This is a genomic window from Spirosoma harenae, assembly GCF_054776975.1.
Genome location: NZ_BAAHBD010000020.1, coordinates 35,084 through 60,441, shown reverse-complemented (window position 1 = coordinate 60,441; position 25,358 = coordinate 35,084). Strand labels below are relative to the sequence as shown.

The following is a 25,358-nucleotide window of genomic DNA, read 5'->3' as shown; positions in this document are numbered from 1 at the left end:
CAACCATTATCAGTCAGGGAGGTCTGGGGCACACTCAATCGATAAGCCAAACTATCGCCATCGGCATCGAAGGCCGCTGGGTTGTGGCAGAATTTTTGCCCCACCCGTCCCGAATCCAGCGGTGGATTGAGCATGATGGGTGTAGAATTGGCTAGCAGGGCCGCATTCACCAAAATAGTCGTCGAAACAAAAAACCGAATCTGATCTGTTGGGCCCGGCAGATTTCTGGTATTCGCATTTCGATTGGGTACGGTAATACCGATCGTATAAGCACCCGGTCCTGTATACGTATGGATTACTGTATACGTATTAACTGAAGATGTTTTGGCATTAATATAGACTCGGGTATTGCGCCTTACTTCCTGCGTTGTTCCATCGCCAAAACAAAACGTATACGGCTCCGCCTGATCAGATGCCTGTCGGCTCGTCGGATTCGACTCGTCGTAATACGCTGTAAACGTGATCTTATACGTAAGCGAAGTCTGTGAAATTAGTTTGGTGGTAATTTCTCCCGCCCGTACGTGGGTAGCCTGACTAACGGTGGGCCACAACACCGCTCCCATCAACAGGCTCAAGAGCCCGACACTGTAAATCAACCGCATAGACGTTTCCCATTTTCGTCTACAACGTAATATATGTTGAAAAGTGTATGTTAATATTTTAAGTGGAAAGCAGAATTAGATTTTATAAAATCCGGGGCGATTAAACAGCGTTTTCCAGAAAAATCGGAGGAAGATGCCTACGTTTTTTGTAAACGCCCACTGATTTCCTAAATCGGTCCAGGGGGCTCGCCGATCGCGGAGATTGACCGCCATTTTCCAGATAAATACAACGGGAATCATCAGAATATAATGCAGAATCAATACCAGATAAGCTCCTACTCCATACTGTTTTCGTACCCACAACAGTTGCGATACCTGAACCTGCGGTTTGAAGCGGTTGATGTGCGTGACTACATGTTGTTGATTATCTTCGCTACTGCCATACTCCAAATGCACAAAACGCTCGTTTCGCAATAATAGCAGTTTCCCTTGCTTGCCAAGTCGATACCCCCACTCAACATCTTCGCCGTACATAAAAAAACTTTCATCTAAAGCACCGGCCCGCTCAATCACAGACGGACGAGTCATCAGGAACGCGCCCGAAAGCCATTCGACCTGATCAGGATCATCGAAATGCGGATCGGGCATTAAGCGATAGAGGGCTCGGTCCGAAGCGGCTCCTCCGGGAAGGATGTAAAACGCCCGACGCATCTGCCCGAATGTTGTGTAGAGATTTGGTCGTAGTTGACGATCGGCCTTGAGTTGCATGGCACTGACAGCGGCTACATCGGATCGATTATCCAAGACCTGAACGCAATGCGCTAATACATTATCAATCAGAAGTGTGTCGGAATTAAGCAGAAGAATATATCGTCCTCTTGCTTCTCGAATACCTACATTATTTGCCCGCGAAAATCCGGCATTGTATCCTGTCTGTAGCCAGCGCACATCTGAATATGTCCCCTGAATAATTGCCTGACTATCATCGTTCGACTGATTATCGACAACCAATACTTCGAACCGAACTCCCTGTGTATACGCATACACCGAGGCCAGACAATTCAGAATAAGCTGAGGAGTTTTGTAATTGACAATAATGATACTTAAATCCGGCAAGGCAGTCTTTTCAATAATTGGAGAGTAAAGGTAGGGGTTTAGTGTTAGTAATTTAAGGGCTTTTTTGTCATGCTAAGGGACGAAGCATCTTAACGCATCCAGGCCTATTAGTTAGGAATCTTAACGATGCTTCGTCCCTTAGCATGACAAAAAGTTGTTTAAACTATTTACCAACGGTTTAAACAACTTTTCAATACAACACCCAAGTATCTTTACCACCACCACCTTGCGAGGAGTTCACGACTAGTGAACCTTTGCGGAGAGCAACTCGGGTTAAGCCACCTGGAATCACATTCACATTATCGCCGTAAAGAATATACGGGCGTAGGTCAACGTGTCGCCCTTCGGCATGATCGCCAACCAGACAGGGAACGCGGGAAAGCGAAATCGTTGGTTGCGCAATGTAGTTTCGGGGGTTGGCTTTGATTTTTTCACGGAATAGTTCGTGATCTTCAGGCGTAGCTTTCGGACCGATCAACATCCCATAACCACCCGCTTCATTTGCTTCTTTTACAACTAGTTTTTCGATATTCTCCAGCACATAGTTGCAATCTTCCTCTTCCCGACAGATGTAGGTACGCACGTTCGGGATAATCGCTTCTTCACCAAGGTAGTATTGAATAATACGTGGTACATAAGCGTAAATTACTTTATCATCGGCAACGCCCGTACCAGGCGCATTAGCTAAAGCAACGCGGCCTTTTTTGTAAACTTCAAAAATACCCGGTACACCAATCATCGATTCCGGATTGAACGCCTGGGGGTCCAGGAATGTATCGTCAATACGTCGGTAAATCACATCGACAATCTGGAATCCTTTTGTCGTACGCATTTTCACATATCCACCCGATACCACCAGATCGCGCGCTTCTACCAGTTCGACGCCCATTTGCTGCGCCAGATAGGAATGTTCGAAGTAGGCGGAATTATAAATACCGGGCGTCAGAACGACTACCGTTGGATTCGGACGGTCGGCAATAAACTGCAACATCTGAAGCAGCCGAGTCGGGTAATCCGACACCGGACGAACACCCGTTTGGGTCAATACTTCAGGAAAAGTCTGCTTGATAAGTTCCCGGTTCTCAAGCATATATGATACACCCGATGGGCAGCGGAGGTTATCTTCAAGAACCATAAACTGGCCATCGTCACCCCGAATCAGATCTGTACCGGTAATATGACACCAGATACCTTTCGGCGGTTTTACACCCAGGCAACCTGGTAAAAATGATTTACTGGATTCAATCAGATCGCGGGGTACAACGCCATCATTCAGAATCCGCTGATCGTTATAAACATCGTCCAGAAACATATTAATCGCCTTGATCCGCTGAATCAGGCCCGCTTCCAGCCGATTCCATTCGGCTCCATCAATCACCCGTGGGATAATATCGATGGGCATTATCCGTTCGGTACCTTCGCCTTCGGAATACACATTGAACGTAATACCCATACTCATCAAGGCACGTTCGGCTGCGTGCTGACGCCCAATGACATCCTCCTGGGTGAGTTGCTCAACACGCTGTTGGAACGGAGCATATCCTGCTCTCACCTGCGCGTCGTTAGTAAACATCTCATCAAAAAAATTCTCAGTTTGGTAGTCCGTAAATGAAAAATTAGCATTCGTCTGTCCCTGCGACTGCGTCATACCATTCATTGACTGAGACTGCGATTGGCGGGCATTTTGTTTTTTCATAGAACAATCTATTCACTATCGACTTATGAGCCAAATAGAATATTGATTACTGGAATATTTCACAAATAAAACGCTATAAAAGTAAGCATTTATCTTCCACCGACACTATTGCGCGCTACCCCTCCCGATAAATACCTATTCAGGCTATTCATTCTGTTTTAATTGATAACGCACGAAACAGCCCAATTTAGCTCATTTTGATATTTTTCAATAGGCCCTGCAACGGCGGCTGTCTATACGACGTACGGCAAATAGCACTAGAAACGAATCGGGTGCCACCTTAGTCTTCTATTTTATTTTTTTAACAAAACCAATCCTAATACGCGTATGAAAAAATTGCTTTTGTTCAGTGTTGTGGCGGCTTTGATCGGGGGGTTGATGAGCTGTAGCAAGAATTCTGTCGATCCGTCGGCCGATGCATCGGCCCGAACTACCGGAACCGTAAGTACCTCACTTACAGGGCCGCACAACTTTACGGTAGTCGATGCGTCGAGCCTGCCAGCTGCGATTACTACGTTCATTACGACAAACTATGCGGGAGCCTCCGTTAAGGAAGCAGTCAAAGACGATAAAGGAAATTATCTGGTTGCGATTACCTTAAATAATACACTTAAGTTGCTATTGTTCAAGGACGACGGTACGTTCGTAAAAGAAGCAAGTGCAGGTAAACGAGGCCCGCACGACCGCGATTCAACGCATCATTCTAAGGATTCGACACGTCATCACGCGCCCGGCGATTCACTCGGTCACCCGAAGCGACCAATGGGCGATTCGCTCAATCATCCACGGCCAGGTGGTACTGGGCCACAAGCCACAACGGTAGCTGTTTCGAGTTTACCCGCTGCAATTACGAGCTATGTCAACACAAACTATGCGGGGGCTACCATCGAAAAAGCAGTACAGGATAAACCATCAAGCGACTATCTGATCTTGATTGTCACAACGGATAAAAAACGAGTGCTACTCTTATTTAGCTCGGATGGTACGTTCAAAAAAGCCTTAGCAGGTAAACGATAACTCCAGATTTTCAATTGATTACAAAAAAGCTCGGTAGTTTACCGAGCTTTTTTGTTAAAATTTTATGAAACGCTATAACAAAAGCAGGCAGATGTAGTCTTGATTTACAGACTAAACATCTATATACGTATGAAAGCTTTTTTGATTAGCCTTACACTGCTTGTTATTGGATTCTCGACGGCAATGGCGCAAACGGAACGGGGGCATAGTTTGATGGGTGTTAACGTTGGGAATATCACGATTCCGACGGCTAAGGATGCTGGTACAATTATCAGCCTTCAACCCACCTATGGATGGTTTGTGAGCGATGGACTAGTGATTGGCGCAGGCATTCCGTTTTTTAATGTCAGCCAAAATGGTACCCGAGCCACTCAAATTGGGGTAGCTCCTTTTTTGCGATACTATATGGGACCATCTCAGGTGAAGCCATTTTTAGGCGCATCGGTAGGTGTTGTTAATACCTCTATCTCCGGACCGGGTGTTAATTCTGCGTCCAGCACCGATGCGTTGTATAGTTTCACGGGTGGAGTCGCTTTTTTCATCAATCAATCCGTCAGCTTCGATTTAGGATTGACCTACACTGGGGGCGGCACCGGAGCGTTTAATACGGTTCTGACCGGAACGGCCAACGCTCTAACGCCCAACGTCCCTAAAGCTCTGAATCTCAGCCTGGGTTTCCAGGTTTATTTCGGAAAGTAATATCAGGAATATTTCTTGTCATTCTGAGCGCAGAGAAGAATCTCAACGTTTCTTTACGCACTAGTTAAGAAATGATAAGATTCTTCCCTGCGGTCAGAATGACAAAAATCCGGTGCATTAGTTATTACCACAAATAATGCACTGGATTTTTGATGTATTGATCGTAAATCCGTTTTACAGCGGCCATTTGTTCTGGTGAAGGGGCAGGGCGATCCATTGCCTGTAAATTCGACACCAGGTGAGCAGGTTTAGAAGCTCCAGGAATGATACAACTTACGGCATCGAACGTCAGAATCCAGCGCAAAGCATCCGGAGCAAGATTTGGATCGTCCGGGAAAACGGTTTTTAATTCGTCGACAGCCGCCAGACCGGTTTCGTAATCGACTCCGGAAAATGTTTCGCCCTTATCAAACGCGGCTCCCTGCCGATTAAAGTTACGGTGGTCAGTTGCCGAAAAAGAGGTGTCCTTATTGTAGGTTCCTGTCAGCAAACCACTCGCCAAAGGCACTCGGACAATAATTCCTACGTTGCGTCGGCTTGCTTCGCCAAAGAATAGTTCGGCAGGTCGTTGACGGAACATATTAAAAATAATCTGTACCGTAGTTACGTTTGGGAATTCGATCGCTTTCAGCCCTTCTTCCACCTTTTCAACGCTTACGCCCAGATGCTGGATTTTACCTTCTTCTTTGAGCCGGTCGAATAGTTCAAAAATTTCGGGACGATAGTATACCTCGGTCGGTGGGCAATGTAATTGAATCAGATCAAGCGTTTCAAGCCCCATATTCCGCAAACTCGCTTCGACAAATTTGCGCAGTGTACCAGGCTGATAGGCTTCATTCGTATGTGGGTTTAGTTGCCGTCCACATTTAGTAGCTACATAAATTCGTTCCGATCGCGAACGCACCAATCGCCCTACCGCTTTTTCACTTTCACCATCTCCATACACGTCAGCCGTATCGATGAAATTGATGCCCGCATCGACAGCGTCATTAAGAATTTGGTCAGCGTTGTGGTGGTTAAACGGATCGCCCCATTTGCCGCCAACCTGCCATGTTCCTAAGCTGATCTCGGAAATTGTAAAATCGGTTTTACCCAGTTTTCGGTAATTCATAACGATTTGATTTTAGCTTATTTAGAGTGGTTTTTGTGTGATTGACAAAAGTGCAGAATTTGATTACAACTTCACCCCAAAGCGCTCACCGATCTCTTCCAGACTTTTGATAACGGGTTCCAGCACGGGAATTCCGTTAGCTAGTCGCTCGGCTTCCATAATTCGTTCGGGATCGCCGGGAATGAGGACTTGGTGCCCTTCAACGGCTTTTGCCTGACGGAACCGTTGAATCCAAGTGTCCATGTGGGTTTTAAATTCATCGGCAGGCCGGAACGCATCAATGCGCATCGCACCAAAAAAATGGCCCGTCCCTTGCCCCACACCTTCGTTAGCCTGCATAAATCCAGCAGTTGCAAACGGAGGAACCCAAGGCCCATAATTCGCTCCCGACAGTACACCCGAAAAAATATCGACAATAGCGCCCAGGCCATACCCTTTGTGGGAACCATGCTCGCGATCGGTACCGAGCGGAAGCAAAGCCCCTCCGTTTCGAATGGCGTTGGCGTCAGTTGTGGGTTGGCCTTCAGCATTTTGTGCCCAGCCAATCGGAATATCTTTTCCTTTACGTTGCAGAATTTCGAGTTTCCCATAGGCGACAGCCGTTGAGGCAAAATCCGCCAGAAATGCAGGTTCTGTAGCCGCCGGAATCGCCACCGCTATCGGATTGGTACCCAGCAATTTATCCAGAGAAAAAGTCGGAGCGACAAGCGGAGCCGCGTGAGTCATCGCCTGACCGATCATATCGTGTTCGGTCGCGAGCATGGCATGGTACCCCGCAATGCCGAAATGATTGGAATTACGTACGGCTACCCAGCCCGTTCCAGCCAATCGCGCTTTTTCGATAGCTATTTTCATCGCCCACGGCCCAACCACAAGCCCCAATCCACGATCGCCGTCAACAACGGCAGTCGATGGGGTTTCATGCACGACGCGAATGGCCGGCTGGGGGTTGATACGGCCGTGGTCGTACAGACGTACATAACCCGGCAGACGTGCTACACCGTGCGAATCCACACCGCGTAAATCAGCACTAACCAGCACATCGGCGGCTAAACGGGCATCGGTTTCAGAGCAGCCGATGGCAATAAACACTTGTTCGGTAAACGTTCGGAGTTGGTTGGCAGTAATCATGGCCGCAAAGGTCAGGAAAAGGTCAGGAATCGCCAAGGACGGTTAGACGAATTGACTCTGTCGTCCATTTCAGGTCGCTATTAACATTTTTTTAAGAAACAAATCAGGACCTTTTCGCTTTATTAGCCTAACCACCTGCTTTGTTTCTTAAAATGAATTTTCGCCCCTACCTGGTCCTGGCATTGTGCCTATTTTTCTCGATTGCCTACGCGCAACCGCAGGACACGCTTACTACCGAACAGCTTTTGCAGCGCAAAGGAACGTCTTACTCAGCCTTGCTTCGCCCCTCCCGTTATCTTGCCCTCGATGTAAATCATGCAGTGGGTGGCTTTCGACGGTATCGTTATTTCGTTGGCGATGAACTACATTTTAAAGCGCGTGGCGAAAAATACCGCGAAGAACTATATGATGTTACCGACAGTACGTTCAGCATTCTGATGGCTAACGAAGTTATGAATCGCGATGAACCCGTAACCTTCCGGCTGGATGAAGTAAAAACCATATTGCTTCACCGTCGAATCCCGTTCGTTACGGCTGCAGGTACGTTGCTACCGATCGCTGGCGGTGTTTACCTCCTGGCGGATATTGTCAATAATCGCGGATTCTATAGCAATACGCTGCCCGTTGTGGGGTCGTTAGTGGTGGGTGGAGGATTGTTTCATTGGATCAGTAATCCGCGTATACGAATCAATAAAAACCACCGATTGAAAGTGTTGAGAACGTATTAGGCAGACTGGAACTTTTAACGATTTCTTCCCGATAAAATCCAGTTAGTCGATTAGGGCGGAAATGGCCTCTACGTGTCAAAAATACACAAACTAAGGGCTTTTGGCTTTCTAAAAAATGCGTTTACATTTGCCCTATGTCGAACACGATCGCTACGTTACAAGCCGACTGGAATCAGCACTACCGACTGCATACGGATGCGTATGAGTCAGGGCGTTTGTCGTTCATTCCCAATCTGCTGCCCCAGCTTGCCGTGCAGTTCTCGGTCTATCAAACCCTCGACATTCTGCACAAACGACTCGGGAACGATATTCTCCGACGGGCCTTAAATCCGAATGAAACGATCGACAGTCCGACTAAAATTTATTCGGATGGCTCGTGGCTCAAGCGCAGCAATATGGTTGGTATCAATGTCCGCACAGTTCGGTCATTCTGGAACGTCATCAACTATGTGTTGACACTTCCAGCCAGTCATGATAGTATCCATTTATTACCGATCTGGGAGCCGGGAGTTGTGGGTAGTTTGTATGGCATGGTGAGCTGGCAAATCAATCCGGAGTTTTTCGATGTCTCGCTGGCACGGTTTGTACCGGGGCTAGATTCGGTAGAAAAACAGCTAAAAGTCGTCATCAACCTGCTTCATGCCATGGGTCGTACGGTGGGGATGGATGTAATTCCGCACACGGATCGTTTTTCTGAAATGGCGCTGGCATGCCCATCGCTGTTTGAGTGGGTCCAGCGGGATGTAAAGCACGGCAATCCAGCCCAGCTTGCCGATCATTCCAGTTTCGTATACCGTTACGTAGAAGAATCGATCTGGCAATTCCTCAAGTGTAGAGGTGCAGCCGACGGCACGCCGATAACCTTTTCGAAAGATGCTTTTTTTTCAAAAGACATCAGCATTCTATTAGATGATCAGCGCTTAAAAATGCTGTTTGGTTATCCACACAATTACGGCGGCCGGTTGAATCGTCGATTAGCGTTAATCCAGCATTTGGTATCGGAGGGATTTGAAACCCTGCCCATGACGATGGCTCCCCCTTACCGTGGCCTTCATATTGATCCAGCCGATTATGTAATCGACGATGCCGGACAGACCTGGTATCAGTATGCCTTCGACAAACCCGAAGCCATGTCGCGCGTATTTGGTCCACTAACCCGGTATCGGTTTTACGAGTCAAAAGAAGCTAATCAGAATTGGGAACTTGACTTTGCGCATCCCAATCAAATGGCCTGGGAGTACGTTTGTCGAAAAATAGTTGACTGTCAGCGCATTTATAATTTCGACTTTATGCGGGGCGATATGGCTCATGTACAAATGCGTCCCGAAGGAGTTCCGACCGAAATCGATCCTTACTACGATCCACTACGGGCAATTAAAAAAGCTGTTCAGGCCAGCGGTGTACCCTATTATGCCTTCTTTGCTGAAACCTTTCTGGCACCTCCTGATACGATGGGTTATGGCAATGAACTCGATCACCTCGAAGCCATCGAAGCCGATTCTACGCTGGGCGATCTGCAATCGATGGTAGTTCATTCTGAGCTATTTAAACATCACTTTGCTCAATACTACACCCACCTAAAAACCCGTCGGTTTGCGCCCAATTTCACGGTAATGACCGCCGATAAAGACGATCCTCGTTTCGACGAATTCTACCGCACCGGTAATCTATTTCGCTATTTTACAGCCCTGTTTCTGACCGATATGCCAAGCTACGTAGGGCTGGGATTCGAAGTAAGAAATCTGCACGAGGAACGCGGAACGAATGAAGAATACAGCAAACTTTATGTATTTCGGATTGAGGATGATCGGCAAACCGACAAGGTAACGCACACTCCTTTTCGCTGGGGTCAAAACACGGAGCAGTTTTTGGTTATTCAACGAATACGACAATTTGCCGAACAAATCTGGCCTGCTATTATCGGCAAAGAAACCCAGTGGATCGTTCCTCCTGGAAAAGATTCATATATCGCCTGGACACATACTGAGCCCAGCGACTACATCTTTGTGGCAAGCATGACTGGAAATCTGCCGAAAACAATACCGAAATTACCAAAAGGCGACGTAGTTTTTGAAGAGGACGGATTGAGAGTTTACAAGCTATCTACCACTTAACCACAGGAAATTACTACCATTGGCTCAATTGAAATCCATCGGATAATAAACTATTCAGCAGAATAAATATCTTGGCTGACTAACTTAATTTCCCCCGTACCGATGTCACAGCTTAACCAACTCCTAGCCGACGTTGCCGACGCCCGAACCCGCTATATCAACGAAGTTCGCAAACTCACTGAAGAACAGGCGCAATGGAAACCCGCACCCGATGTATGGAGTGCTGTCGACAATACTGAACACTTGTATTGGGCCGAACACGGGGGCATCTGGGGTATGTGGCGGGCCTATCACGCCAAGAAAGCGGGCTCTCCCGTTTGGGAAGGTGAACTGGTTAATAAAGGCTTACCCATAGAAACAATTATTGCTCGTACCTGGCGCGAAAAAGAACAGGTTCCGGCGATTGCCGCTCCCCGTATGGGAGGTTCGGCTGCATTCTGGTTATCCGCGTTTGCCAGCCTACAACAACCCTTGACCGATCTGGCCAACGGGTTAGCCAACGAAGATCTGGAGAATATTATTCATCCCCACGTACTGTCTGGCCCCCTTGACATTAAGCAACGTTTCGCCTTCCTCCGCTTCCACATTGACCGTCATCGAAATCAGGTTATGGCATTGGGGTTAGTTTAGCCGATATTAGACTTCCTCCGTTTGCAATTGCTTTTCGTAGAGTTCGCGATAAGCACCGTTCATGGCTAGGAGGTCTTCGTGGGTGCCTTGTTCGATGATTTCGCCGTCGTCGAGCATGATGATGTGATCGGCGAGTTTTGCGGACGATACGCGGTGCGAAATCACGACGGACGTTCGGTCGGCCATGATGCGCTGGAGGTTATTCAGGATGATGTTCTCAGTGTTTGTGTCCACCGCCGATAAACAATCGTCCAGAATCAGAATTTTCGGATCGCGGGCAATGGCGCGGGCAATGCTCAACCGTTGTTTCTGGCCGCCCGATAACGTTACTCCCCGCTCTCCTACACGCGTATCGAATTGCTCAGGGAAATCCAGCACGTTTTGGTATAGATCAGCATCGCGCAAAGCTTGCTCAACTCGGTCTTGTGGCAAATCAGGTTTACCAAATCGGACGTTATTGCTGATGGTTTCGGAGAACAGGAACACATCCTGCGGCACATAGCCCATCTGCTCACGAACCGACGTAAGGTTGTAGTCTTTAATCGGAATACCATCAATCAAAATTTCGCCAAACGTAACATCGTACATGCGCGTCAGCAGGTTGGCCAGCGTACTTTTTCCGGAACCTGTCGTGCCTAAAATAGCCACCGTTTCGCCCGCCCGAACGTGCATCGAGAAATCTTTGATGGCAATAATTCCCGAGTCAGGGTACACAAACCGTACGTTTCGGAATTCTACTTCACCTTTTATGGTGTGACGAATATCTTTCTGCGAGACAATATCCGTTTTCACATTCAGGAACTCGTTGATACGCTGTTGAGAAGCGGCCGCCCGCTGTGTTTGGCTGGTTGTCCAACCAAGAGCCATAACGGGCCAGGTCAGCATATTGACGTATAGTATGAACTCGGTAATATTTCCCGGCGTCAATCGGCCCGCGATGATTTCCTGACCACCGACGTAAATAACCAGTACGTTACTCAGGCCAACCAGAATCGCGACGATGGGAAAAAACAGTGAATCAACGCGGGTTAATCCCAACGATTTGGCCCGGTATTCGTCACTTTCAAGCTCAAATTTTGCCGCCGAATTAGATTCCTGTACGAACGATTTCAGCACACGAATCCCCGAAAAGGCTTCCTGCACATACGTCGATAGTCGGGATAAACTCCGCTGAATTTCTTCGGACCGTTGGATAATTATGTTGTTAACCAGATAAATCGCTATGGATAAAACGGGCAATGGCAGCAATACATACAACGATAAACGAGCGTTGATGCTCACCATGTAGCTGATAACCAAAACAAACAACACAATCAGGTTCAGCCCATACATAATACTCGGTCCGACGTACATCCGGACTTTGCTGACATCTTCCGAAATCCGGGCCATCAAATCGCCGGTATTGTGCTTTCGGTAGAAACTGAGGGGTAAGGTTTGGTAGTGATCGTAAATCTCATTTTTAAGATCGTACTCGACATGACGCGACATAACAATAAGCGTCTGTCGAACCAAAAACAGAAAGAATCCTTTCAGCAAAGCCATCACCAGTGTCAGTACACCAAACAGGAGAATACTAACGCCAAAAACATCGTATAAATCCGATTGCAGGGGCGACTTATCGTAGAGGTAATAAACGTCCAGTGTTTCGCGAACCAGATCGAGTGCATACCGAACCAGTTGCGCCGGAAAAATACCGAAGAGGTTGGAAACGGCGGTAAAAATCGTTCCCAGAATCAGGTACCACTTATATTTTACAAGGTATTTGTTGAGATAGGAAAGCGCTTTCACAGGAAGGTCAACCAAGCTTTTTTTTCTAACCGCACGGTTCGCGGAAAAGTTGCAAAATGGCAGTGGGCAGAGGGCTTGGGTCCAAGGGTCAAGGGATTATTTGCATATACCCCCAACCCTATGCCCTTACTCCCATGCCTTCTGCAAGGCTCCATTTGCCCCATACCCTTTACCCTCTGCCCTTGCCCCTCTGCCAGCTTTTCCCTATCTTTGCACCAAAATCAGTTCTTTATCATACCGGTAGATTTTAGGCGGATGCTCAACAGGCGACTACTCCGAATAAAGGTCATGCAGGCGTTATACGCACTTCGGCAGGCCGAATTTTCTAATCAACAACTAGCCATTGATGGCATAAATGATCTCTTCCAACCCGACCTAAATTCGATGGAGCCACAGGACAAGCGGCAACTCGAAGGCTACCGTAAACTTGCCGGATTATTATTTGAAGATGCCATCAAAGCGAATCAGCCCGCTCAGGATGATGATGCACCCAAGAAAGTACTAAAAGCCGCTAACGACGGATTCGTCTTCTACCAGAGTCGAACAAAAAAGGATCGGCATCATCTGGCACAGATGATGATCAAGCAGGTAAATGGCATTTACGACGACTATTTGCGCGTTATGTTGCTGCTTGTCGATCTTGGTCATGCAGCGCTTGTCGATAGTGAGCGGGTGTATCGGGATGTCGATGAAACGCCTTTCCCGTTCGAGTCGACGCTAAATGATAATACCGTTGTAAAGGCGCTGGCGGCACATCAACCGCTTCGTAATGAGGTTCTCCGACATGGTATTTCGTGGGCCGATGATTTGGTTTTTGTCCGGAAAGCGTTGCGTGAAGTGCTGAAAGCTGACGAGACCTATCGAGCCTACTGCAGCCAAAAAACACATACCGCCGATGAAGATCAGGCATTGGCACAATACGTGCTTAGAACATTGATATTCAAGCATGAAATCATTCGGGATCATCTGGCAGAGATTGATTTGAGCTGGACCGAAAACAGTGAAGTTGTACGAGGTTTGGCTATTCGCACGCTTAAGTCGGTGCAGAGTTCGACAGGTTTGCAGCTTGAACCGTTGACCGATGATTGGGAGGAAGATGAGTTTTTTCTGAATACGTTGTTTCAGAAATCGCTGGAGAACGATGCGGAATATGAACAATTGCTAGCCGATCAGCTTAAGAATTGGGATGTAGAACGGGTAGCTATGCTCGACAAAATCATTCTAAAACTAGCCGTTTGCGAATTGCTCAGTTTTCCAAACATTCCGGTAAAAGTTACGATTAATGAATATATCGAACTGGCGAAGGCATACAGTACGCCTAAAAGCGGTAAGTTTGTCAATGGAATTTTAGACAACCTGTCCGAAAAATTGCAAGCTTCGGGTCACCTGCGCAAAAGTGGGCGCGGGTTGTTAGACAATAAATAGAGTTGTAAAGTCGTAAAGTTGTAAGGTTATAAAGTTGAATTAACTGCCCTTAAAACTAGACAACTTTATAACTCTACAACTTTAGACTTTTAGTAAAATGAGCAGAATTGGCCGTGATTTAACCTTTTTGCTGACCGGTATTGCCGTCGGTTCCTTATTTGGCTTGCTGTATGCGCCGGATAAGGGCAAAATTACCCGTGATCGACTATCATTTCGACTGTCGAAGTATCGGGAACAGATTAATCAGTTGCTTGAAGATTTAGGAAATTCTGTAGATCTGCCTGAAAACTCCTCTAAAAACGAAGGACAACGGGTTGTGAATGATGCCCGTGAAAAGGCTGAACGACTGCTTGAAGACGTTGACCGACTTATGGCTCAAATTAAGCAGCAGAATACATAAGATATTGAGTTATACAGTTAAAAGGTTGTATAGTTGTAACGTTTCCAGATGATTAACTAGACAATCTTTTAACTTTACAACTTTACAACTAACCAAAAAATGCACCTCAAAAACTGGCTATTCGTAGTCATTACCACAGGCATTGGGTTCGGTCAAATAAGCTGCGACAATCGGCAACAGGGCGAATCTTCGAAGCAGGTAGCTTCTGAAAAAATGCCCAAAATCACCTTTGCCGAACCCGGCATTTATGACTTCGGCACCCTGACCGAAGGAGACACTGTCGAACACGTTTTCACCTTTACCAATACAGGCGAATTCCCTCTGATTATCAATAACATTACGGCTTCCTGCGGATGTACTACGCCCGAGTGGCCGCATGAGCCTGTTGCATCCGGAGCTAAATCTTCTGTGCGGGTTCGCTTCAACAGTCGGGGTAAAAGTGGGGCGCAGAATAAAACCGTCACCATCTTTGCCAATACAGAACCGTCGATGACCGATCTGCATTTCAAGGCCATGGTTAATCCAAAACCGGAAGCTGCTAAAAAATCGTAATTCCTTTTGCTTCGGGTTTCATATTTACGACGAACCTCTTTAAACTTTTAACTAAGAATCGTTTTGTCATGCTGACGAAGGGCTCTTATTTAGTGGAACCTGAAACTAACTTTTACTAAAACTATGTACTCAATTCTATTACAGGCCCCAGCCGGTTCAAATACATCCATGATTTACAACGTGTTGTTGTGGGTCGGTATCATCGGCATTTTCTATTTCTTCATGATTCGTCCGCAACAGAAAAAGCAGAAGGATCAGAAGACCTTTGTAGATAATCTCAAAAAAGGAGATAACGTTGTCACAATCGGCGGCTTGCATGGTAAAATTGCTTCGGTAGAAGGCACAACTGTAACACTCGAAGTTGATCGGGGTGTAAAAATGACCTTTGAGAAAACATCCATCTCACGCGAAGCCACTGTCAAACCCGAAGAGGAGAAAAAGTAATTCTGTTTTGAGTTTAATGTCTCCTGTTGATTAATGCAATAACTTGAAACGTTAAATTCAAAACACATAAGCCAGCGCCTACCCCTTCCAGTGAATATCCACGCGCCAAACACCCGCTCCTTCCAGCCGACAAAAGCCCTTTTGTGTTTGATAGCGGCTACACTATTCTGGTTTTTGAGCGCGCTAAATAAACCGGGTTACACCCTGAACGTAGAATATCCCGTTCGGTTCGTGTATAACGATTCATTGTATGTACCAACCTCTCGATTGCCGCAAACGGTGCAGGTCAATGTATCGAGCGATGGTTGGGGGTTGTTGCGTCATACATGGCTGCCTTTCCGGGTCGATCCGGTTACCTATGTGATCAAAGATCCACTTCAGACAACCGCTATCAATACATCGTCGCTGACGGCATCTTTGGCGGAACACATTAAGAAACTGCACGTTAATTATGTGGTAGCGGATAAACTCGATATCCATTTCGACCGTCGATTGACTAAAATGGTGCAGTTGAAAGTCGATAGTTTACATATCAATTTAGCACCGAGGTTCGTCGTTTCCAGTATTATCAATATCACACCCCATAGTATTCAGATTGACGGTCCGGCCAAGTTAGTTCGTGGCTTACCCGATACGATATTGGTAAAGATTCCACGCAAACGCATTATTGATAATTATGACGAAGAAATACCCCTCTCTCATCTTCGTCATCCGCTTCTACAGGCTAGTGCTAACCGAGTAGCGGTCAGCTTTGAGGTCAGCGAATTATTATCACCACAATCTACTGGCGAAAGCGTGAAAAAGTAAAGAGCGAAGTCAGTTGGTAATTTTTCGCTCTTTCATTCTTCCGTTCTTTCGCTCTTTCAACCCATGAAACTTCCACTGCAAATTGGTGTAACGGGCGGTATTGGTTCTGGAAAAAGTATTATTTGTGACGTATTTCGGGCGCTGGGCATTCCGATTTATGAAGCCGATGAACGAGCCAAATGGCTGACTGAACATGATCCTATTCTCAAGGCTGATGTCAAACGGGTTTTAGGCTCTGAGGCATACGACGCATTGGGTCGCTACAACCGGGCTTGGGTGGCTTCGCAGGTTTTTGCCAATCCTGAACTATTGTTGACGCTGAATTCAGTAATCCATCCCCGCGTATTTGCCGATACGACTGCCTGGGTTGCCGAACAGGTTGGGAAGCCTTATGTCGTGAAAGAAGCGGCTATCATGAAGCCCAATACACCTCAGTCGCCGGATAAAATTATTGTAGTGAATGCTCCTGTAGCGTTGCGGGTCGAACGGATTCGCAAACGGGACCCGCATCGATCTGAGGCTGAAATTCGCAACATTATTGATCGCCAGATGCCGGATGCCGAACGACTTCGGCTGGCCGATTACATCATCGAAAACGACGAAACCCAGCTCGTACTTCCCCAGGTTATTCGACTACACGAGGAATTTTTACGGCAAGCCGCCAATTAATGCCTATCTGGCTGTAATTTGGGCTATCACTCATCAATAGCCCAATTGAATGAAACAACCTGTCCTTCTTCTTGCCGCCTGTGCGGGCAGTTTTCTGCTTGGCGCCTTTATCAATAGCGACGATTCCAAGAAGCCGATTACGTCCGACATGGTCGAGGTGGCTGCGCGGATTTTTGATCTGGAATTTACCTCCTCCGAGCGCGATTCCATGCTCGACAACCTGAACAACGCCCGTCTGAATTACGAAGCTCTCCGTAAAATTGACTTACCCAACGACATTGCCCCAGCACTTTATTTCAATCCGCTTCCAGCGGGTTTTACGATGCCAACGGGTCCATCTTCCTTTAAAGCCTCTTTTACAGAAAAAGTAACCGTACCCAAAAATCGCGATGAGTTGGCATTTTACACGGTCGCTCAGCTTGGGCAGCTTATTCGTACCAAACAAATTACGTCCGTCGAACTAACCCAGTTTTTTCTGAATCGGCTCAAAACGTACGACCCTAAATTACACTGCGTTATCTCGCTAACAGAAGATTTAGCCATGAGTCAGGCGAAACGCGCCGATGCCGAGTTGAAGGCCGGAAAATATCGGGGACCTCTTCATGGAATTCCCTACGGAGCGAAAGATTTGCTCGCGACCAAAAACTACAAAACAACCTGGGGAGCAAATCCGTATAAAGATCAGACCATCGACATGAACGCGACAGTCGTTCGAAAACTAGAGGAAGCTGGCGCCGTTCTATGCGCAAAAATGACGTTAGGCGCTTTAGCGATGGGCGATGTCTGGTTTGGGGGAATGACGCGCAACCCCTGGAATACTTCCAACGGCTCTAGTGGGTCGTCGGCAGGGTCAGCGTCGAGTGTATCGGCGGGATTATTGCCATTTGCTATTGGTACCGAAACGCTGGGCTCAATTGTTTCTCCTTCCACCGTTTGCGGCACTACGGGCCTTCGTCCGACGTTTGGACGCGTCAGTCGTCATGGAGCGATGGCGTTAAGTTGGAGTATGGATAAAATTGGGCCAATTACCCGATCGGTAGAAGATTGCGCGATTGTTTTCAACGCTATTTATGGACCTGACGGAGCTGATCCAACAGTTATGGCAGCACCTTTTCGCTATGCGCCATTAGCTAATCTGAAAGGACTAAGAATTGGCTACGTTAAAAAAGGGTTCGAAAGCAATTATGCTAATCGCGCTAACGACTCACTGACGCTCCAGACATTGCGCAATCTGGGTGCTGAATTAGTCCCTTTTGATTTACCAACGGGCGTTCCTGCCGGTCGCATTTCGTTCTTGCTTGGTGTGGAAGCCGCAGCCGCATTCGATGAACTGACCCGCTCTGGTCGCGACGATCTGCTGACTCGCCAAACCAAAAATGCCTGGCCAAATTCGTTTCGGGCCTCACGATTCGTCCCCGCTGTTGAATACATTCAGGCTAATCGCGCCCGGACAAAACTGATCAATGAAATGGCAGCCCAACTGAAGGCAGCTAAAATTGACGTCTACGTTTCGCCCGCTTATGCAGGCGGTAATCTGGCGCTTACTAATCTGACGGGGCATCCTTGCGTTGTTCTGCCGAATGGGTTTACCAAACAGAATCTGCCCACCAGCATTACGTTTATGGGGCAATTATTTGAAGAAGGTAAAGTTTTAGCGGTGGCAAAAGCCTATCAGGATGCTACAGAATGGCATAAAAAGCACCCAAATCTTCAGTAATCCCCGTTACCTTTTTCAGTAAAGCAATCCCAAACCTTTCATAACTCTATTTGTTTTATAGAGAATACTAATCAACTAACGTTATGAAGCGCTTATTAATAATTGCGGGTTTATTGACCGCTGCCTTTGGCTGTTCACCCCGTGTAGCGGTGGATAGTAGTAGCCGGGCGGATTTCAGCAAATACAAAACATTTACCTGGATGGATTCGGATGTAAAAGCGGGACAAAATCCGGCTTATTATAATCAGTTAGCGACAGAGAGTGTCGAAAATACGATGGCTAACGTCTTGCAGGAAAAAGGCTTAAGACAAGATGAGAATCGCCCCGATTTATTAGTTGGTTATCACTTCTTTGTCGAAAACAAAACTCGAACGGTAGCCAATCCAACGACTCCTCTATATGGGCCATACTTAGGTTGGGGCCGCTGGGGATTTCGAGGCTGGGGACCCGGCTGGTGGGGCTGGGGTGGTACACAGTACACGCAGGAACAATACAAAGCCGGTACACTTGTCGTCGATATGGTCGATGCCAAAACGCATAGATTAGTTTGGCGCGGATCTGTTGAAGACGCAGTAGGTTCACCCTCTCGCATTACAGCTCAACTGACCAAGCAGGCAGAACGAATCGTTGAAAAATTCCCGGATCGCACGAGTTAAGCGAAGCCTAAATCAGCCAAAAACCCCGTTGACTCGTGAAAGTTAGCGGGGTTTTCTATTTTTTGTCATGCTGACAAAAACGCGGTTTAAACGTAGACAGGAAAACAGACAACGTCAACTAATCCCACAGCTGTGCTGGATACGCACCGTCGTCATGCAATTGCTTTAACGCGGCCTGCACAGTCGGTTTATCTTCAGGATACGTTACGCCAAACCAGGCCGACCGACTCCGGAATACTTTGCAATGACCCGTATCAGTTTCAATTAGATTCGTCATAACAGTCGGAATATAAAATTCGGCTTTGGGCGAATCGATATTGGCGATAGCGTAACTCTCGAACTGGTGTTGTACCAGCGGAAACACACTAGGTTTAAAGCCCCAGAAATTCATAGACACAGGCGTATCAGGCGATAGCGATGTAAGGCTGTCGCCCTCCTCAAACACAATCTTTTTTGGTTCACCGTTGGCGTCTTTCTCATAAATTTTTGTCCGCTCGATCACCGAAATCAGGTTTCCGTTTTCAGCCACTTCGCATACCCCACGTGATACCGAACCATTCTCCGATAAGGTATTTTTCACTTCATACCCAACCATTGCGTGTAACTGATCGTCAGTATCGTTTGTCAGGAAATCGCTGATGAGTTGGAACGCTTCGAGCCCGTAGAAATCGTCGGCATTAATAACGGCAAAAGGCGTATGCGTATGGTTTTTAGCGCATAACATCGCATGGCCCGTTCCCCAAGGCTTCGTTCGATTAACTACGCCCAATTCTTGAGGAACGTAGGAATTGAGTGCCTGAATCGCGTAGTCGACTTCGATTTTACCCGCTAATTTTTTACCGAATACTTCCTCGAAATCATCCCGAAGTTCTTCCCGGATAATAAACACAACCTTGCCAAACCCAGCCCGAATTGCGTCGAAAAGTGAATAATCTATAATTGTTTCGCCATTTGGCCCAAACTGATCAAGTTGTTTGACACCCCCATAGCGGCTACCCATACCAGCAGCCAGAATCAAAAGCGTAGGTTGCATTTCAGTTGTTTATCAATAGTTAATAGTCTCGATTAGCTAGCAAACATTGCCCGAAAACCTTGTTGGTTCAAAATTAGGAAAAAGGGCTATGCGCTGCTATCAAAACCGTTATATACGCTACTTTATCCATTTTAACATCATTTAATAAAAGTTTTTCTAAACAATATACTATTTATAAAAGTTGTCGTTATAATTGTACGCTAAACAATAGTTGTCTTAGCAATTAAATTATACTCATCAATACTAATGCCTTTCTATCATACGCTCGGCCAGATTCCACCCAAACGGCATACGCAGTTTGCTCGTCCAGCAAATCAGTTTGCTGGTTCGACAGGACAGAGTGATGGGCCATTTTACTACGAGCAATTGTTCGGAACGATTGGCTTTGAGGGCATGTCGTCGCTTCTATACCACGTTCATCGGCCTACGATGGTGAAAGAAGTGCTCGACAGTGTTGATGTAACGCCGAAGCTGTCCAAGGCAAATTCGATGCTTTCGCGAAAATTGATTGGCTTTAACATCGAACCGGCGACTGATTTTCTGGAAAGCCGGGTACCCTTATTGGTGAATAATGATCTGATTTTTGGGCTGGCGGCCCCACGAGAATCCTTAACAACATATTTCTACAAAAACGCCGATGCGGATGAGTTGCTATTTATTCATCGAGGATCGGGTAAATTAAGAACGCTGGTTGGTACTATTCCTTTTCAATACGGTGATTATCTGATCATTCCGCGAGGGATGATCTACCAGATCGAGTTTGATAGTAGTGATAATCGACTGCTGTACGTCGAGTCGCATTCGCCAGTTTATACGCCCAAACGCTATCGAAATCACTTTGGTCAACTGCTTGAGCACGCGCCTTTTTGCGAACGGGATATTATTCGCCCACGCGATCTGGAAACGCATGACGAAACGGGTGATTTTCTAATGAAAATTAAAAAACAGGGTTCGTTGCATTCGCTGATCTATGCCTCACATCCGTTCGACGTGGTGGGTTGGGATGGCTACAATTATCCCTATGGATTTTCGATTTTCAACTTTGAGCCCATTACCGGTCGCGTTCACCAACCACCGCCGGTTCATCAGACGTTTCAAACGGATGCTTTCGTTGTTTGCTCGTTTGTCCCGCGTTTGTACGATTATCATCCGCAAGCGATTCCGGCTCCGTATAACCACTCGAACATCGATTCCGACGAAGTGATCTACTACGTTGATGGTGATTTTATGAGTCGAAACGACATTGCGCCGGGACACATTACCCTGCATCCCGGCGGCATTCCCCACGGCCCGGCGCCTGGTGCAATGGAACGAAGCATTGGCAAAAAAGAAACCCAGGAATACGCAGTTATGGTCGATACGTTTCGGCCGCTTATGCTGACTGAACAAGCCCTAACCCTAGACGATGGTAAGTATTATAAATCGTGGCTGAACCAATAACATCAACAAACCATGGAAACTCTCGATCTTTTAGAACCTAAAACTGACTCGTCAGAAAACGTCGATTTTCTGCCGCTGAATGGCACAGATTATCTCGAACTCTACGTGGGCAATGCCCGGCAATCAGCGCATTATTTTCAGACGGCATTTGGCTTTCAGCCGGTTGCTCACGCTGGTTTAGCGACGGGCGTTCGTGACAGAGAATCGTATGTAGTTCAGCAAGGTAAAATCCGATTAGTCCTGACCTCTCCTCTTTATGGCAATAGCGAAATTGGCCGGCACATTGACCAACATGGCGATGGTATAAAAATCATTGCGTTATGGGTAGATAACGCGACACAGGCGTTTGAGGAAACGATTCGCAGGGGGGCTAATCCTTATATGGAACCGACTCGTTCGCAGGATGAACATGGGTATGTAATCCGCTCGGGTATCCATACGTATGGCGATACGATTCATGTATTTGTCGAGCGGAATGATTATACCGGCGTATTTCTTCCAGGTTATCAACCCTGGCAACCGGATTACCAGCCAATGGACGTCGGGTTAAAATACGTCGATCATATGGTTGGGAATGTCGGCTGGCATGAAATGAATCATTGGATGGCGTTCTATCATGATGTGATGGGGTTTCAGCAGCTCGTTTCGTTCGATGATAAAGACATTTCGACGGAATACACGGCGCTGATGAGCAAGGTGATGAGCAATGGCAACGGGCGTGTCAAATTCCCGATCAACGAACCCGCCGAAGGCAAAAAGAAATCGCAGATTGAAGAGTATCTGGATTTCTATGGCGGCCCCGGCGTGCAACATATTGCCGTTGCTACCGATAACATTGTCGAAACTGTTTTAGCCTTACGTGACCGGGGTGTTGAGTTTTTAACCGTACCAGATACGTATTACGACGATCTTGCTCAGCGAGTGGGGAAAATAGACGAAGAAATCGCCACCCTACGCCCATTAGGCATTCTGGCCGACCGCGACGATGAGGGTTATTTACTTCAGATTTTCACGAAACCGATCTGCCCACGGCCCACACTATTCTTCGAAATCATCCAGCGTAAAGGCGCTAAATCATTCGGAAAAGGCAATTTCAAAGCCCTGTTCGAAGCCATCGAACGCGAACAAGCCTTACGAGGAACGCTTTAATAAACGATGAATGATAAGTGATGAACGATGAGTGAACACATCCGGTAAAGCGTCAGCTACTCATCACCGCTACGGCGGACCGTTTATCACTCATAACTTATCACTAAAATGAACCAAACCTATTCTAAATATACCGCTGACGACCAGGCCGTTTGGCGGTTGTTGTTCGAGCGGCAGATGGAGCAGTTACCCGGCAAAGCTAGCCAGGCTTATCTGGATGGTATTGAAGCCACGGGGTTTCGGGCGGATCGGATTCCTGATTTTAATCGAGATTTGAATCCACGGCTGAAGCGTCTTACGGGTTGGCACGTCTATCCGGTGGACGGATTGATCCCGAATCGGGAATTTTTCGAGCCGATGGCCAATCGAAACTTTCCGGCAACAACCTGGCTCCGTCGGCGCGACCAACTGGAATACCTGCCTGAACCGGATATGTTTCATGACACGTTTGGACATGTTCCGATGCTGTCGAATCAGGCTTTTTGTGATTTTTTAGCCGCACTTAGCCGAATTGCCCTGGATCATATCGAAAGCGAAGAAGCCATCGCGATGATTTCGCGATTGTATTGGTACACCGTCGAATTTGGTCTGATTCAGGAAGATAATAAGCTGCGAATTTATGGGGGAGGTATTTTATCGTCGGTTGGCGAAACAACATACAGCTTGTATAGCCCTCACCCTGAACGGCTTCCTTATGACGTTGAAACGCTCTTGAAAACGCCCTACATTATTGATCATTTTCAGGAGCAATATTTCGTCATCAAGTCGTTTGAGCAGCTTTATCATTCCATACCCCAAATTGAGGAATTGCTGGAACGATTGTTAGTTGCATAGATTGGCTAATTTTGTCCTTTCTTATCAATTCCTCATGACGCATCCATCCGATACGCGTGCTTATTTTTTCAAGATTGATACGACAATCAAGAAAATTCGAAATGCCCTGCAAAAACAGTTCAATGATGCAGGTTTCGATCTAACTGTCGATCAGTGGGTTGTGATCGATCACCTTTATCGCAATCCAGGCATCAGCCAGAATACGATTTCGGAGATGACAACAAAAGATGCGCCAACCGTTACCCGAATCATTGATCTTTTGTCGCAAAAAGGGCTGACTGAACGACGGATGACGGATACCGATCGGCGGAAATTTCTGGTGTATCTGACAGAAATTGGCGAAGCAAAATACCATGAAGTGTTGCCTGCAGTATCGGCCATGCGACGCAAAGGCTGGGGTGATCTAAGCGATGAGGATTATCAGCACTTCGTACGCATTATGGACTCGATTTACAGTAATATAAGTGAGTAGCGTATGTACGGCATTTTCAGCTACGATATTGCCAGCCCTCGCGTCGGACTAAAGCACGGCGACCGTATTCTCGATCTGGAAGTCGTGGCGCTGTTGGGCTATTTTGCCGATCTCAATATTGACTCGAGTGTTTTTGCTCAGCCGTTTCTGAACGACTTTATCGCGCTCGGTAAAGCATACCATCAGGCTATCCGTCAGCGACTTACTGACTTATTAGATGATAATAATCAGGCATTTGTGGCTATTCACGATCAGGTATTTATCCACGAGTCGCGGGCGCAACTGCATTTACCCGTTCGTATTGGCGATTACACAGACTTCTACGCGGGGATTCACCATGCCGAAAATGTAGGCCGTATGTTTCGCCCCGATGGTGATCCATTATTACCTAATTACCGACATATTCCCGTAGCTTATCACGGCCGCGCATCATCTATTGTAGTCTCTGGCACATCGATTCATCGGCCTAGTGGACCTTTTCTGAATGCGGATAAAAAACCGGTTTTTGGTCCAACCCAAGCCCTGGATTTCGAACTGGAATTGGGATTGATTATTGGCAAATCAAATCCATTAGGAAACCCTGTTCCAATAGACAAAGCGGAAGACTACATTTTTGGCATTGTTTTGTTCAACGACTGGTCGGCACGTGATATTCAGCGATGGGAATATCAACCGTTAGGACCATTCTTGGGTAAAAATTTTGCCTCTAGCATGTCGGCCTGGGTGATTCCATTTGAGGAATTGGAACCGTTTCGAATCGCAGGTCCAGTGCAGGAGCCACAGCCACTCCACTACCTGCAAACGTTAGCACCCGGTCATTTCGATCTTGATCTGGAGGTCTGGCTACAGCCTGATTATGAGGAGGAAGTCTGTATCAGCCGTACGAACACAAGGTATTTGTACTGGAGTTTTGCCCAAATGATTGTACATCATACCGTTGGCGGCTGCAACCTGGCGATCGGCGATGTACTGGCTACCGGGACCATTTCAGGTACAACTCCAGGAAGTTACGGCTCTTTACTCGAGCTAAGCTGGAATGGTCAACGTCCGTTGCATCTATCTGAATCGGTAAGTCGAACATTCCTGGCCGATGGCGATACGATTACTTTCCGGGGGAACGGTCGAAATAAGCGCGGATCAATTGCTCTGGATAGTGTAAAAGGAACGATTTATTCCTGAACTAACTCA

General features: G+C 46.9%; 24 protein-coding genes and 1 pseudogene. 18 read left to right on the top strand and 7 right to left on the bottom strand.

Features of this window, described 5'->3' with window-relative positions; translation table 11 throughout:
* From ACYVE4_RS22460 to ACYVE4_RS22450, 3 genes and pseudogenes are all read right to left on the bottom strand, one after another.
* Positions 1-602, bottom strand: a pseudogene (locus ACYVE4_RS22460) (gliding motility-associated C-terminal domain-containing protein); the annotation flags it as partial.
* A gap of 75 nt (positions 603-677) precedes the next feature.
* Positions 678-1,658 carry a glycosyltransferase family 2 protein gene (locus ACYVE4_RS22455; RefSeq protein ID WP_461042493.1) on the bottom strand — a complete coding sequence of 327 codons (981 nt, stop codon included), beginning with the start codon at positions 1,656-1,658 and terminating at the stop codon, positions 678-680.
* 190 nt (positions 1,659-1,848) lie between these two features.
* On the bottom strand, positions 1,849-3,354 hold the full coding sequence (locus tag ACYVE4_RS22450; protein WP_461042492.1) for a circularly permuted type 2 ATP-grasp protein: 1,506 nt from the start codon (positions 3,352-3,354) through the stop codon (positions 1,849-1,851).
* A gap of 327 nt (positions 3,355-3,681) precedes the next feature.
* On the opposite strand from ACYVE4_RS22450, the gene ACYVE4_RS22445 reads away from it, so the two are divergent.
* Positions 3,682-4,371, top strand: a complete 690-nt coding sequence (locus ACYVE4_RS22445) for a PepSY-like domain-containing protein (RefSeq protein WP_461042491.1) — start codon at positions 3,682-3,684, stop codon at positions 4,369-4,371.
* Positions 4,372-4,500: 129 nt separating this feature from the next.
* Positions 4,501-5,070 (top strand): outer membrane beta-barrel protein, encoded by a 570-nt coding sequence (locus ACYVE4_RS22440; RefSeq protein ID WP_461042490.1) that lies wholly within the window; start codon positions 4,501-4,503, stop codon positions 5,068-5,070.
* A gap of 124 nt (positions 5,071-5,194) precedes the next feature.
* Here the strand turns inward: ACYVE4_RS22440 and ACYVE4_RS22435 are convergent, their stop codons facing one another.
* On the bottom strand, positions 5,195-6,181 hold the full coding sequence (locus ACYVE4_RS22435; protein WP_461042489.1) for an aldo/keto reductase: 987 nt from the start codon (positions 6,179-6,181) through the stop codon (positions 5,195-5,197).
* Positions 6,182-6,244: 63 nt separating this feature from the next.
* The gene (locus ACYVE4_RS22430; RefSeq protein WP_461042497.1) at positions 6,245-7,312 is read right to left on the bottom strand and encodes an Ldh family oxidoreductase; all 1,068 of its coding nucleotides are present in this window, start codon (positions 7,310-7,312) and stop codon (positions 6,245-6,247) included.
* A gap of 152 nt (positions 7,313-7,464) precedes the next feature.
* Here ACYVE4_RS22430 and ACYVE4_RS22425 point away from each other — a divergent pair, with 152 nt between their 5' ends.
* The 3 genes from ACYVE4_RS22425 (at position 7,465) to ACYVE4_RS22415 (ending at position 10,784) form a co-directional block, all read left to right on the top strand.
* Positions 7,465-8,040, top strand: a complete 576-nt coding sequence (locus tag ACYVE4_RS22425; protein ID WP_461042488.1) for a hypothetical protein — start codon at positions 7,465-7,467, stop codon at positions 8,038-8,040.
* A 134-nt stretch (positions 8,041-8,174) separates the two neighbouring features.
* Positions 8,175-10,154, top strand: coding sequence for a hypothetical protein (locus tag ACYVE4_RS22420; RefSeq protein WP_461042487.1), 1,980 nt, complete (start codon positions 8,175-8,177; stop codon positions 10,152-10,154).
* Between the two features lie 102 nt (positions 10,155-10,256).
* Positions 10,257-10,784 carry a DinB family protein gene (locus ACYVE4_RS22415; protein WP_461042486.1) on the top strand — a complete coding sequence of 176 codons (528 nt, stop codon included), beginning with the start codon at positions 10,257-10,259 and terminating at the stop codon, positions 10,782-10,784.
* Between the two features lie 6 nt (positions 10,785-10,790).
* Here ACYVE4_RS22415 and ACYVE4_RS22410 read toward each other — a convergent pair whose 3' ends face one another.
* On the bottom strand, positions 10,791-12,572 hold the full coding sequence (locus ACYVE4_RS22410) for an ABC transporter ATP-binding protein (RefSeq protein WP_461042496.1): 1,782 nt from the start codon (positions 12,570-12,572) through the stop codon (positions 10,791-10,793).
* 288 nt (positions 12,573-12,860) lie between these two features.
* Here ACYVE4_RS22410 and nusB point away from each other — a divergent pair, with 288 nt between their 5' ends.
* The 8 genes from nusB to ACYVE4_RS22370 all read left to right on the top strand — a co-directional run bounded on the left by nusB (position 12,861) and on the right by ACYVE4_RS22370 (position 19,242).
* On the top strand, positions 12,861-13,997 hold the full coding sequence (gene nusB / locus ACYVE4_RS22405) for a transcription antitermination factor NusB (protein WP_461042485.1): 1,137 nt from the start codon (positions 12,861-12,863) through the stop codon (positions 13,995-13,997).
* A 97-nt stretch (positions 13,998-14,094) separates the two neighbouring features.
* The gene (locus ACYVE4_RS22400) at positions 14,095-14,397 is read left to right on the top strand and encodes a YtxH domain-containing protein (RefSeq protein ID WP_461042484.1); all 303 of its coding nucleotides are present in this window, start codon (positions 14,095-14,097) and stop codon (positions 14,395-14,397) included.
* A gap of 99 nt (positions 14,398-14,496) precedes the next feature.
* The gene (locus ACYVE4_RS22395; RefSeq protein ID WP_461042483.1) at positions 14,497-14,949 is read left to right on the top strand and encodes a DUF1573 domain-containing protein; all 453 of its coding nucleotides are present in this window, start codon (positions 14,497-14,499) and stop codon (positions 14,947-14,949) included.
* Positions 14,950-15,072: 123 nt separating this feature from the next.
* Entirely contained in the window at positions 15,073-15,393 is a 321-nt protein-coding gene (gene yajC / locus ACYVE4_RS22390) for a preprotein translocase subunit YajC (protein WP_461042482.1), read from the top strand.
* A gap of 90 nt (positions 15,394-15,483) precedes the next feature.
* Entirely contained in the window at positions 15,484-16,200 is a 717-nt protein-coding gene (locus tag ACYVE4_RS22385) for a YbbR-like domain-containing protein (RefSeq protein ID WP_461042481.1), read from the top strand.
* 63 nt (positions 16,201-16,263) lie between these two features.
* The gene (gene coaE / locus ACYVE4_RS22380) at positions 16,264-16,869 is read left to right on the top strand and encodes a dephospho-CoA kinase (protein WP_461042479.1); all 606 of its coding nucleotides are present in this window, start codon (positions 16,264-16,266) and stop codon (positions 16,867-16,869) included.
* 49 nt (positions 16,870-16,918) lie between these two features.
* The gene (locus tag ACYVE4_RS22375) at positions 16,919-18,586 is read left to right on the top strand and encodes an amidase (protein ID WP_461042477.1); all 1,668 of its coding nucleotides are present in this window, start codon (positions 16,919-16,921) and stop codon (positions 18,584-18,586) included.
* 83 nt (positions 18,587-18,669) lie between these two features.
* The gene (locus ACYVE4_RS22370) at positions 18,670-19,242 is read left to right on the top strand and encodes a DUF4136 domain-containing protein (RefSeq protein WP_461042476.1); all 573 of its coding nucleotides are present in this window, start codon (positions 18,670-18,672) and stop codon (positions 19,240-19,242) included.
* Between the two features lie 118 nt (positions 19,243-19,360).
* Here ACYVE4_RS22370 and ACYVE4_RS22365 read toward each other — a convergent pair whose 3' ends face one another.
* Positions 19,361-20,275, bottom strand: coding sequence for a nucleotidyltransferase family protein (locus ACYVE4_RS22365; RefSeq protein ID WP_461042475.1), 915 nt, complete (start codon positions 20,273-20,275; stop codon positions 19,361-19,363).
* Between the two features lie 246 nt (positions 20,276-20,521).
* Here ACYVE4_RS22365 and ACYVE4_RS22360 point away from each other — a divergent pair, with 246 nt between their 5' ends.
* From ACYVE4_RS22360 to fahA, 5 genes are all read left to right on the top strand, one after another.
* On the top strand, positions 20,522-21,715 hold the full coding sequence (locus tag ACYVE4_RS22360) for a homogentisate 1,2-dioxygenase (RefSeq protein WP_461042474.1): 1,194 nt from the start codon (positions 20,522-20,524) through the stop codon (positions 21,713-21,715).
* A gap of 12 nt (positions 21,716-21,727) precedes the next feature.
* Positions 21,728-22,864 (top strand): 4-hydroxyphenylpyruvate dioxygenase, encoded by a 1,137-nt coding sequence (hppD, locus tag ACYVE4_RS22355; protein WP_461042473.1) that lies wholly within the window; start codon positions 21,728-21,730, stop codon positions 22,862-22,864.
* Positions 22,865-22,972: 108 nt separating this feature from the next.
* Complete coding sequence (gene phhA / locus ACYVE4_RS22350) at positions 22,973-23,698, top strand: phenylalanine 4-monooxygenase (protein WP_461042472.1); 726 nt, start codon at positions 22,973-22,975, stop codon at positions 23,696-23,698.
* 34 nt (positions 23,699-23,732) lie between these two features.
* Positions 23,733-24,170, top strand: coding sequence for a MarR family winged helix-turn-helix transcriptional regulator (locus ACYVE4_RS22345; protein ID WP_461042471.1), 438 nt, complete (start codon positions 23,733-23,735; stop codon positions 24,168-24,170).
* 3 nt (positions 24,171-24,173) lie between these two features.
* Positions 24,174-25,349, top strand: a complete 1,176-nt coding sequence (gene fahA, locus ACYVE4_RS22340) for a fumarylacetoacetase (protein ID WP_461042470.1) — start codon at positions 24,174-24,176, stop codon at positions 25,347-25,349.
* The last annotated feature ends 9 nt before the right edge of the window (positions 25,350-25,358 follow it).

Coding starts and splice junctions, on each gene's coding strand:
- ACYVE4_RS22425 (WP_461042488.1), top strand. CDS start 7,465: ATGAATTTTCGCCCCTACCTGGTCCTGGCATTGTGCCTATTTTTCTCG.
- ACYVE4_RS22400 (WP_461042484.1), top strand. CDS start 14,095: ATGAGCAGAATTGGCCGTGATTTAACCTTTTTGCTGACCGGTATTGCC.
- yajC (WP_461042482.1), top strand. CDS start 15,073: ATGTACTCAATTCTATTACAGGCCCCAGCCGGTTCAAATACATCCATG.
- ACYVE4_RS22365 (WP_461042475.1), bottom strand. CDS start 20,275: ATGCAACCTACGCTTTTGATTCTGGCTGCTGGTATGGGTAGCCGCTAT.
- ACYVE4_RS22445 (WP_461042491.1), top strand. CDS start 3,682: ATGAAAAAATTGCTTTTGTTCAGTGTTGTGGCGGCTTTGATCGGGGGG.
- ACYVE4_RS22345 (WP_461042471.1), top strand. CDS start 23,733: ATGACGCATCCATCCGATACGCGTGCTTATTTTTTCAAGATTGATACG.
- ACYVE4_RS22440 (WP_461042490.1), top strand. CDS start 4,501: ATGAAAGCTTTTTTGATTAGCCTTACACTGCTTGTTATTGGATTCTCG.
- ACYVE4_RS22415 (WP_461042486.1), top strand. CDS start 10,257: ATGTCACAGCTTAACCAACTCCTAGCCGACGTTGCCGACGCCCGAACC.
- coaE (WP_461042479.1), top strand. CDS start 16,264: ATGAAACTTCCACTGCAAATTGGTGTAACGGGCGGTATTGGTTCTGGA.
- ACYVE4_RS22375 (WP_461042477.1), top strand. CDS start 16,919: ATGAAACAACCTGTCCTTCTTCTTGCCGCCTGTGCGGGCAGTTTTCTG.
- ACYVE4_RS22420 (WP_461042487.1), top strand. CDS start 8,175: ATGTCGAACACGATCGCTACGTTACAAGCCGACTGGAATCAGCACTAC.
- ACYVE4_RS22370 (WP_461042476.1), top strand. CDS start 18,670: ATGAAGCGCTTATTAATAATTGCGGGTTTATTGACCGCTGCCTTTGGC.
- fahA (WP_461042470.1), top strand. CDS start 24,174: ATGTACGGCATTTTCAGCTACGATATTGCCAGCCCTCGCGTCGGACTA.
- nusB (WP_461042485.1), top strand. CDS start 12,861: ATGCAGGCGTTATACGCACTTCGGCAGGCCGAATTTTCTAATCAACAA.
- ACYVE4_RS22430 (WP_461042497.1), bottom strand. CDS start 7,312: ATGATTACTGCCAACCAACTCCGAACGTTTACCGAACAAGTGTTTATT.
- phhA (WP_461042472.1), top strand. CDS start 22,973: ATGAACCAAACCTATTCTAAATATACCGCTGACGACCAGGCCGTTTGG.
- hppD (WP_461042473.1), top strand. CDS start 21,728: ATGGAAACTCTCGATCTTTTAGAACCTAAAACTGACTCGTCAGAAAAC.
- ACYVE4_RS22435 (WP_461042489.1), bottom strand. CDS start 6,181: ATGAATTACCGAAAACTGGGTAAAACCGATTTTACAATTTCCGAGATC.
- ACYVE4_RS22395 (WP_461042483.1), top strand. CDS start 14,497: ATGCACCTCAAAAACTGGCTATTCGTAGTCATTACCACAGGCATTGGG.
- ACYVE4_RS22360 (WP_461042474.1), top strand. CDS start 20,522: ATGCCTTTCTATCATACGCTCGGCCAGATTCCACCCAAACGGCATACG.
- ACYVE4_RS22450 (WP_461042492.1), bottom strand. CDS start 3,354: ATGAAAAAACAAAATGCCCGCCAATCGCAGTCTCAGTCAATGAATGGT.